We start from the raw sequence: 7748 nt of genomic DNA, 5'->3' as shown, positions 1-7748 counted from the left end.
GCGGATGCAGCACGCCCATGCCCATCGGTCGACCCAAAACCGGCTCAGAAGCCCGTCAGAAGATCACTTCCAGACCACGTCGGCGGATCGAGGCTTAGCTCTCGCGACTGACGCCTCTCATGGCGATGTGACCGACCCATGCAACCCGGGTATCCGGATCGGCCAGCCGGTCAGCAGCCAGATCCCCCGGCCAGGCGGAACTCCGGCGCCACAGCGGTGGAGTGCCGGGTGCGGCTACTCGATGGTGCGGTCCGGGTCGGGGAGTTCCGGCGGGAAGTGCCGCTCCAGGATCTCCGCCCAGCGGTGCAGGACGACGAAGCCGGTGGTGTCGGCCTGCGCCCGGACCAGCTCGCTCAGGGCGTCGACGAAGGGCTGCGCGACGGTGCCGGTGGGCATCGCAACGGCGGCCTTCCTGAGCCGCTCGTGCGCGGCGGGGAAGACACCCCGGGCCCACGCGTCCTGCTCTCGGACCCGCTTGCTGCCCTCCTCCATGTCGATCCGCATGATCGCCAGGGCCGGGCAGTCGGGGGTGTGCCAGGTCTCGCTGATCCCGCCGCCGGTCTTCACGTACGCGATGCGGGTGTTGTCGGGGCCCGGCAGGGCGAAGCAGTCAGTGCAGTCGACGCGTTCCGTCTCCGGCTTGTCGGTCATCGCGGAGCTCCCTTCGAGTGGAGGCAGAGCCTGCCATCCCGATCAACGGGCGACCAGGGGTTTCCTCCGCCGCAGCCCGCAGGCCCCGGGGCTCGAAACAGACCTCTTCCCCTCGGCTATCGCGTGGGAAAGACACCTCATGCAGCTAAGGAGTCAAGGTGCCCGGCAGGTACACCGGTCTGAAAGCATCAAATAGTTCATGATCACAGGGGTGTGTCGGGCGTGAAGGCGTACGTCCGCAGCGGATCCAGATGTAGCTCGTGCGGGCCCATACAGTCCGCGGCAAGAGTTCCCACAGCCGCCCCGCACACGCACGTCATGTTGGGGCCTCCCGTTCCGAGAGGTCCGCAGCAGCCGTGGTGAATGCCCAGAGAGCTGGCCAGTTGCAGGCTCGCCACGTCCTCCGGGTGCACGATGACAGAGTCCCGGGGGCCGGCGGGCACCATGTCGGTCATGCCGGGCGGCATGAGAAGAGATCTGCTCCCAAGTGCGCGCGCCGCCTGGGTGCCTGGTGCCGCGAAGGGGGCGCCCCAGGGTTCGGGATCGATGGCGTAGCTGCCTCGCGGGACCGTCGAAGGCGCGAGCCGCGTCCTACTGTGCCGGTCTTTGTCGTGCAGCGAAATATCCGGGATTCCCTGAAGCTTCTGCAGGTCCGGGGTGAGTTCGGCACCGCACTTGGCACAGTAGAAGACCGTCACACCGACTGTTGTATCCCACCGACAGCACCAGCCACGACCGAGTTCCCCTGCTCAGTCCGCCTGTCCAGCACAAGCCGTGGGGAAGGCGATGGATTCGTCGAAAGGAACTCGTGTCTGAAGGCAGTGGTGGAGTTGGCCGATCATGCGGTTGAACAGGTGTCGCAGGGCTTGCATGTGCCAGTCTCCTCCTGCCCGGCGGCGTCGGTAGTGGGCGTCCGCGCCGGTTGAACCGCTGAGGGAGGCGAAAGCCCATAGGTGGCCGACGTGGTTGAGCCGGTTGTTCTTGACGAACCGGCGCCCGACGTAGCGGCGTTTGCCGGATGCCCGCGTGATCGGGGCGGATCCGGCGTACGCCTTCAGCCCTCCAGCCGTGGCGAACCAGCTCCTGTCATCGCCGATCTCTCCCAGAATGCGGGCACCGACCTGGGGACCGATCCCGGGGAAGCTCAGCATGATCGCCGCATCCGGGTGTGACCGAAAGGCCTCCTCGGTGGCCCGCGCCAGGTCATCGACCGCCTCGCAGGCCGCGTCCAGCTGCAGCAGCAGGGCTCGTGCCTGCGTGCCCATCGCGTCCTCGACGAGAGGCAGCTGCCGAGGGGCCTCCTGGCGGAAGAGCTGCTGGATTCGTTCCGCGTCGGTTTCGACGCCCCGGCGGCGGCCGGCGCGCCGGAGCATGGTGGTCAGCTTCCACATCTGCAGCTTGGCGGCCAGGGCAGGTGTGGGCGCGACGGCGAGGATGCGGCGGGCATCGGGGCGGGTCAGGGTTCCCGGCTTGTCCCTGAACGCCTCGATCATCGCCGGGAAGTACTCCCTGAGCAGGGACCGCAGCTGGTTGGCGACCTGCTGCCGGTTCCAGACCGCGTCCTGCTGTGCGCGTGCCAGGACGGCGACGGCCTGGGCCAGGTCGGTGTCGGCGGGCAGCGGGCGGTGCACCGGCGTGTCGGTGCGGATGATGTTCGCCAGCACGAGGGCGTCGCCCGGGTCCGACTTCTTGCGGCTGACTCCATGGCGGTCGCGGTAGCGGGAGGCAGCCATCGGGTTGACCGCGTAGATCTTCCGGGGGCCCTGCCTGAGCGTGGCGACGAGCAGGCCGCGGCTGGTCTCGATGGCCACCGGGATCGGCGTCTCCGCGGTGTCGCCGTGCTCGGCCAGAAGGTCCAGCAGCAGCCGGTAACCGTCCAGGTCGTCGTTGATCCGGCACTTGGCCAGCAGCTTGCCGGTCTCGTCGATGATCGCGACGTCGTGGTGTGACTCCGCCCAGTCGATCCCGCAGAACACGTCCATGGATCCCGCCCCTTCTCCGGTGCTGTTCTCGAAGGCGAGCACGCGGGGCCGCACGGCGCACTAATTCCAGGGCTCCAGGGCCCGCCCCCTCATCAGCCGTGCGCGGCACCGCCGGACCGCACGGGCGCACGCCGTGTCCAGAGCTCGGAGCTCGTGAGGAGAAACGCGTCACCGTGCGGCAGCTCATCCATCCGTTCGCCGAGTGGGACAAAATCTTCGCTGACCCGAGGCTCTGCGCGGCCATCGCCGACCGGATCACCTTCCGCTGCACACTCATCCAGACCGGCACAGAGTCCTACCGCTTCCAGGCCACCGAGTCCGAACGGCACAACATGGCGCGGTGAAGCATCTGCCCCAACGGACCGGAGCAGACGGGGCTGAGGCACAGCAGCGCCCCTCAGTAGGCTGATGCGCCGAACAAAGGAGCACTGCAAATGAGTTACCGCCTCAAGGCGATCACCCGCGAGGAGCACCTGGCCTTCGTCACAACCCGGCCCTCGGCGAGTCACATGCAGGTCCCCTCCTGGGGGGATGTGAAGCCGGACTGGCGGGCTGAGAGTCTGGGGTGGTTCGACGGCAACGACCGCCTCGTCGGCGTGGGGCTGGTGCTGTTCCGGCCATTACCGAAGCTCAAGCGCTACCTTGCCTACCTGCCTGAAGGGCCGGTCATCGAATGGGAGGCACCGGATCTTCAGCGATGGCTGGAGCCGATGCTCGCCTATCTCAAGGCTCAGGGCGCGTTCTCGGTGAAGATGGGTCCGCCCGTCGTCGCCCGCCGCTGGAGTGCCGAGGCGGTCAAGGCCGCGATCGCCGACCCACAGGCCAGACAGCTGCGTGATGCAGAGGCCACCGCGCACGAGCCGCGGGCCTTCGACATCGCTGACCGGCTGCGCCGGATGGGCTGGCATCAGACCGAGCCCGGCAGCGAGGACGGCTTCGCCGCCGGCCAGCCGCGCTACGTGTTCCAAGTCCCGTTCGCAGACCGGTCGCTGGAGGATATCCAGCGAGGCCTCAACCAACAGTGGCGCCGCAACATCAAGAAGGCCGAGAAGGCTGGCGTCAAAGTCGTCCGCGGCGGCTACGACGACCTGCCCGCGTTCTACGACATCTACGTCGAGACCGCCGAACGCGACCGGTTCATCCCGCGCCCACTGCCCTACTTCCAGCGCATGTGGACCGCGCTGACGGCCGAGGACCCCAACCGCATGCGCCTCTACCTCGCCCATCACGAGGACGAAGTAATCGCGGCGGCGACGATGCTCACCGTCGGTGAGCACGCCTGGTACTCCTACGGAGCCTCCACCAGCCGCAAGCGCGAGGTCCAGCCGAACAACGCCATCCAGTGGCGGATGATGTCCGACGCCCACGAACTCGGCGCGAGTATCTACGACTTCCGCGGCATCACCGACACCCTGGACGAGAGCAACCACCTGCTCGGCCTGCTCCGGTTCAAGGTCGGCACCGGCGGCCAAGCCGTGGAATACCTCGGCGAGTGGGACTTCCCGCTCAACAAGCTCCTGCACAAGGCCCTCGACCTCTACATGTCCCGCCGCTGAATTCGACGGCAGCGCACCTTCACAGCCCCAGAACGGAGCCGGGTCCTCCAGCGCCATGCCTGTCAGGGACATAGCCCGAGAGGACCCGGGACCGCCAAGCTACCGGCACCCCGACACCACCCACCTCAGACACCCCGCGGCTGATCGTCACCACGTCGGAAGTCACCCGATAGAGGTGGCTCCCAATCTCGTTGCCGATCACGGACCTGTGTCGCGTCCATCCACTTCACGGATGGCGCAAAGTGGCTCTCATTCCCGTTGCCCAAGTGGCTCCCGTTCACCCTGTCGAAAACACGCGGGTCGTCATCGTGTCCGGGCCGGTCCACGCGAGCACGGCTTTGACGAGGCACTCGTACGGTCCGCGGTCGAGCGGGAGCTCCGCTTCGATCAGGCCGTCGGGGTCGTACAGGACCGTGTGCGTGCTGGGGCGTGCGGTCGGCCCTGCTGTCGGGGTGCTGTCGCGAGGGAGGCCGGCGGTCACTGTGGTGTGTCCTCGCTGTCGTCGGCCCGGTCGTCCTGGTCCTGGGTCCGCTGGGCGAGAAAGCGGGCGAAGCCGCGGTCCGCTCGGGCCAGCAGGGCAGGGGAGGGAACGCCGTAGGCGGGCGACTGGAGTCCGCGGCCCTCCGGGGCCGGAGCGGTGGAGCCGGTGTGTGTGCGCGAGGGGGCACCCCCTCTTCGGCTGGTGGGACTGTGGCTGCTGCCCATCGTCGGCTACTTCGCTTCGTGGGTCGGTTCGAGCCCCGTGTGGTCGCGGTCCCTGTCGGTGCGGGTGGGGTCGGCAGCGTGGATGAGCTGGCGCAGTGCCCCGTAGTAGACCTCGTGGTCGACAACGGTGGGCAGGATGGTGTCGAGGTGCCCGGTCAGTGCCGGGAATTGCTCGGGGTCGAGCGCGGCCAGCGCGGTCCGGGTGGTGGCTTGTGCGGTCTTCGGGTCGCGGTGGTCGACGAAGCTCGCGCTGCCGAGGGTGAGCAGGTAGAGGCGCCGGTAGGCGGTGATCGCTTCCTGGGGTGTCATGCCGGCGGCGAGGCTGTCGGCGAGCTGTGGTTCCACGAGGCGTTGGAGTAGCTGCGTGCCGAGCCAGGGGCGGCCTCCGCGCAGGGCGACCAAGCCCGGGTGGTCGGTCAGCAGCTCGTAGAACCTGCGGAAGCGGGTCTCGGTGGCGGTGGCCCAGTCGGTTGCGGGCTCGTGGTCGGGCAGGCCAGCGGCGAGGTGGTCGGCGCACAGATCGAGGAGTCCGGCCAGGTCGGTGCAGCGGCGCTGGAGGGTGGCGTGGGCGATGCCGAGCCGGGCGGCCAGGGTCCGGAAGCTGAGGGCGGCCGATCCTTCCTGGTCCACGATCAACAGGGCTGTCTCGGCGATGCGTTCGGGGGTCGCGAGGTCCAGGGAAGCGGATTGCCTTGGCATGTGAGCCAGCGTACGGTACAGCGTATCGTCACGGTAGGCTCAACGCTCCTCACTCGGAGGCGACATGCCCCGCACGGCGCTCGATCCCCTGTTCACCGCCACGGACGCCCCGGCCGGCTTCACCGACCGGCACCTGGCCCACCTCGCGTCCGGCACCCTCGCGCCGCGGTCCGCGTTCCCGGCTTCCTCGACAGGCCGGCCTGCGCGAGCGTGCTGTCGGGGCTGGGCCAGCTTCCCACCGCCGACTACGACCCGGTCAGGGTGCCGACCCCGATCCTCCGGTTCGGCCCGGCCCTCAACGACTACCGCGCCCCGGACGGCGCACTGGACGCGAGGCGGTACTGGCACGACGCCGACACCGCCCGGGCGGCCTGGCACCGGGCAGGGATGCGCCCCGACCCGATCGCCGTGTCCCTGGCCCGGCTCGGCTCCGCCTGGGGCGCAGCGGTCACTCCCGCCACCATCGGCGGCCGCGCGGTCTTCGGCGGCACCCTGCGCGAGATCAACGCGGGCGCGCTGGTCCACTACGACTCCATCACCCGGGAGTTCCCGCTCGGGCTCTTCGACCAGGAGGTCGTCGCGCAGCTCGCGTTCAACGTGTGGGTGGCCGTGCCCGGGAGCGGCGGGGCGACGACGGTGTGGCGCCGCCGCTGGGAGCCGGGCGACGAGATGCACCGCGAGGCGTACGGCTACCGGCCCGAGACCGTTGACGGTTTCCAGCAGGTCAGTCTACGCCCGCGCTCGGTGACGCGCTGCTGTTCAACCCCGTCAACTTCCACGCGGTGGAACCAAACCCGGGCCGGCGCCGGATCGCGTTCGCCTTCTTCCTCGCCCTCACCACCACCGGGCAGCTCATCGCCTGGTCCTGACCGCCGCACAGTCAAGGGAGCAAACCCCGTGCACCACCTCACCTACGGTGACATCAAGCAGGCCGCCGACCGGATCTCCGGTCGTGTCCGCCCCGTCACGATCGCCCCGGTCGATGCCGGGGCGATCCGCACCGCCCACCGCGACCCCCTGGACGACCGTGAGCCCAAGCCCTGTGAGGTATGGCTGGCGCTGGAGTTCATGCAGCACACCGGTTCCTTCAAAGCCCGCGGCGCCCAGAACTTCATCCAGGCCCACCGCGAGGCCGGCACCCTCCCGGAGGCGGGGGTGACCATCGCCTCCGGCGGCAACGCCGGACTCGCGTGCGCGTGGGCGGCCCACCAGCAGGGCGTGCGGGCCACGGTGTTCCTCCCGGCCACCGCCCCGGAGGTCAAGGTCGCCAAGCTCCGCGGCTACGGCGCGGACGTGCGCCTGGTGGGCTCGGAGTACGCCGAAGCGCTCGCCGCCTGCGAGAACTTCACGGCCGCGACCGGTGCACTCCCCTCCCACGCCTACGATCACCCCCTGATCGCCGCCGGGGCCGGCACCCTGCTGGAGGAGATCCGCACCCAGATCCCGGGCCTGGACACCGTGGTGGTCGCCGTCGGCGGCGGCGGCCTGTTCGCCGGCATCGCCACCGCCGCCCAGCACCACGGCATCCGCACCGTCGCCGTGGAACCGGAGAACTGCCGCGCCCTCAACGCCGCCCTCGAGGCCGCCCACCTCCTCGACGTCACCGTGGACTCCGTCGCCGCCGACTCCCTCGGCGCACGCCGCACCTCCGCCATGGCACTGCACGCCGCCCAGCAGGAACGCGTGCACTCCGTGCTCGTACCGGACAGCGAAATCATCCGCGCCCGCCAAACCCTCTGGGACCACCGCCGCATCGCCGTGGAGCACGGAGCGGCAACCGCACTCGCCGCCCTCACAGCCGCTCCGCACCATGTACCCGACCGCGACCTGCCCACCAGGCCCACCGGGCCGTCCCGCAACTACCGCCCCGCCAACGGCGAGAAGGTCGCCGTCGTGCTGTGCGGAGCGAACACAGACCCCGCACAGCTCACCTGGCAAACCCCCGAGCACTGACCCACCAGCTCGAATGGAGAAGCCCCGTTCCCGGCACCAGGAACGGGGGCTTCTCGCGGAACGTCGGCCCGGCTCGCGGTCAGCGTGGTCCGTGAGGTGAAATGGGAGCGCTTGGCGTCACAGGACAGGCAGCAGGACTGGAGTGCGTGGTGGGGACGATCCTCAAGGGCATGAGCCGCGTCCGGTGGCATGAGTTGACGCA

General features: G+C 69.4%; 8 protein-coding genes. 3 read left to right on the top strand and 5 right to left on the bottom strand.

The features are described from left to right. Positions 1-234 precede the first annotated feature (234 nt). A complete protein-coding gene (locus ACZ3IC_RS33870) occupies positions 235-651 on the bottom strand; it encodes a hypothetical protein (protein ID WP_467422515.1) in 417 nt (138 codons plus the stop codon). 749 nt (positions 652-1400) lie between these two features. Continuing rightward, positions 1401-2633, bottom strand: coding sequence for an IS110 family RNA-guided transposase (locus ACZ3IC_RS33865; protein WP_467422512.1), 1233 nt, complete (start codon positions 2631-2633; stop codon positions 1401-1403). Here ACZ3IC_RS33865 and ACZ3IC_RS33860 point away from each other — a divergent pair. Together ACZ3IC_RS33860 and ACZ3IC_RS33855 are read left to right on the top strand one after the other, a co-directional pair. Then, complete coding sequence (locus ACZ3IC_RS33860; protein WP_467422510.1) at positions 2597-2977, top strand: ATP-binding protein; 381 nt, start codon at positions 2597-2599, stop codon at positions 2975-2977. The genes ACZ3IC_RS33865 and ACZ3IC_RS33860 overlap by 37 nt on opposite strands. Before the next feature lie 90 nt (positions 2978-3067). Continuing rightward, positions 3068-4189 (top strand): lipid II:glycine glycyltransferase FemX, encoded by a 1122-nt coding sequence (locus tag ACZ3IC_RS33855; RefSeq protein WP_467422508.1) that lies wholly within the window; start codon positions 3068-3070, stop codon positions 4187-4189. A 277-nt stretch (positions 4190-4466) separates the two neighbouring features. Here the strand turns inward: ACZ3IC_RS33855 and ACZ3IC_RS33850 are convergent, their stop codons facing one another. The 3 genes from ACZ3IC_RS33850 to ACZ3IC_RS33840 are packed head-to-tail and all read right to left on the bottom strand — an operon-like array spanning position 4467 to position 5593. Continuing rightward, on the bottom strand, positions 4467-4670 hold the full coding sequence (locus ACZ3IC_RS33850; protein ID WP_467422506.1) for a hypothetical protein: 204 nt from the start codon (positions 4668-4670) through the stop codon (positions 4467-4469). Then, positions 4667-4894, bottom strand: a complete 228-nt coding sequence (locus ACZ3IC_RS33845; RefSeq protein ID WP_467422504.1) for a hypothetical protein — start codon at positions 4892-4894, stop codon at positions 4667-4669. Before ACZ3IC_RS33845 ends, ACZ3IC_RS33850 begins: the two co-directional genes overlap by 4 nt. Positions 4895-4900: 6 nt before the next feature. Continuing rightward, positions 4901-5593 carry a TetR/AcrR family transcriptional regulator gene (locus ACZ3IC_RS33840; RefSeq protein ID WP_467422502.1) on the bottom strand — a complete coding sequence of 231 codons (693 nt, stop codon included), beginning with the start codon at positions 5591-5593 and terminating at the stop codon, positions 4901-4903. 897 nt (positions 5594-6490) lie between these two features. On the opposite strand from ACZ3IC_RS33840, the gene ACZ3IC_RS33835 reads away from it, so the two are divergent. After that, entirely contained in the window at positions 6491-7546 is a 1056-nt protein-coding gene (locus ACZ3IC_RS33835; RefSeq protein WP_467422517.1) for a threonine/serine dehydratase, read from the top strand. The last annotated feature ends 202 nt before the right edge of the window (positions 7547-7748 follow it).

This window comes from Streptomyces sp. NPDC002958 (assembly GCF_055563255.1).
The sequence above is the reverse complement of the archived record's forward strand: the minus strand, read 5'-3'. Positions and strand labels throughout refer to the sequence as shown.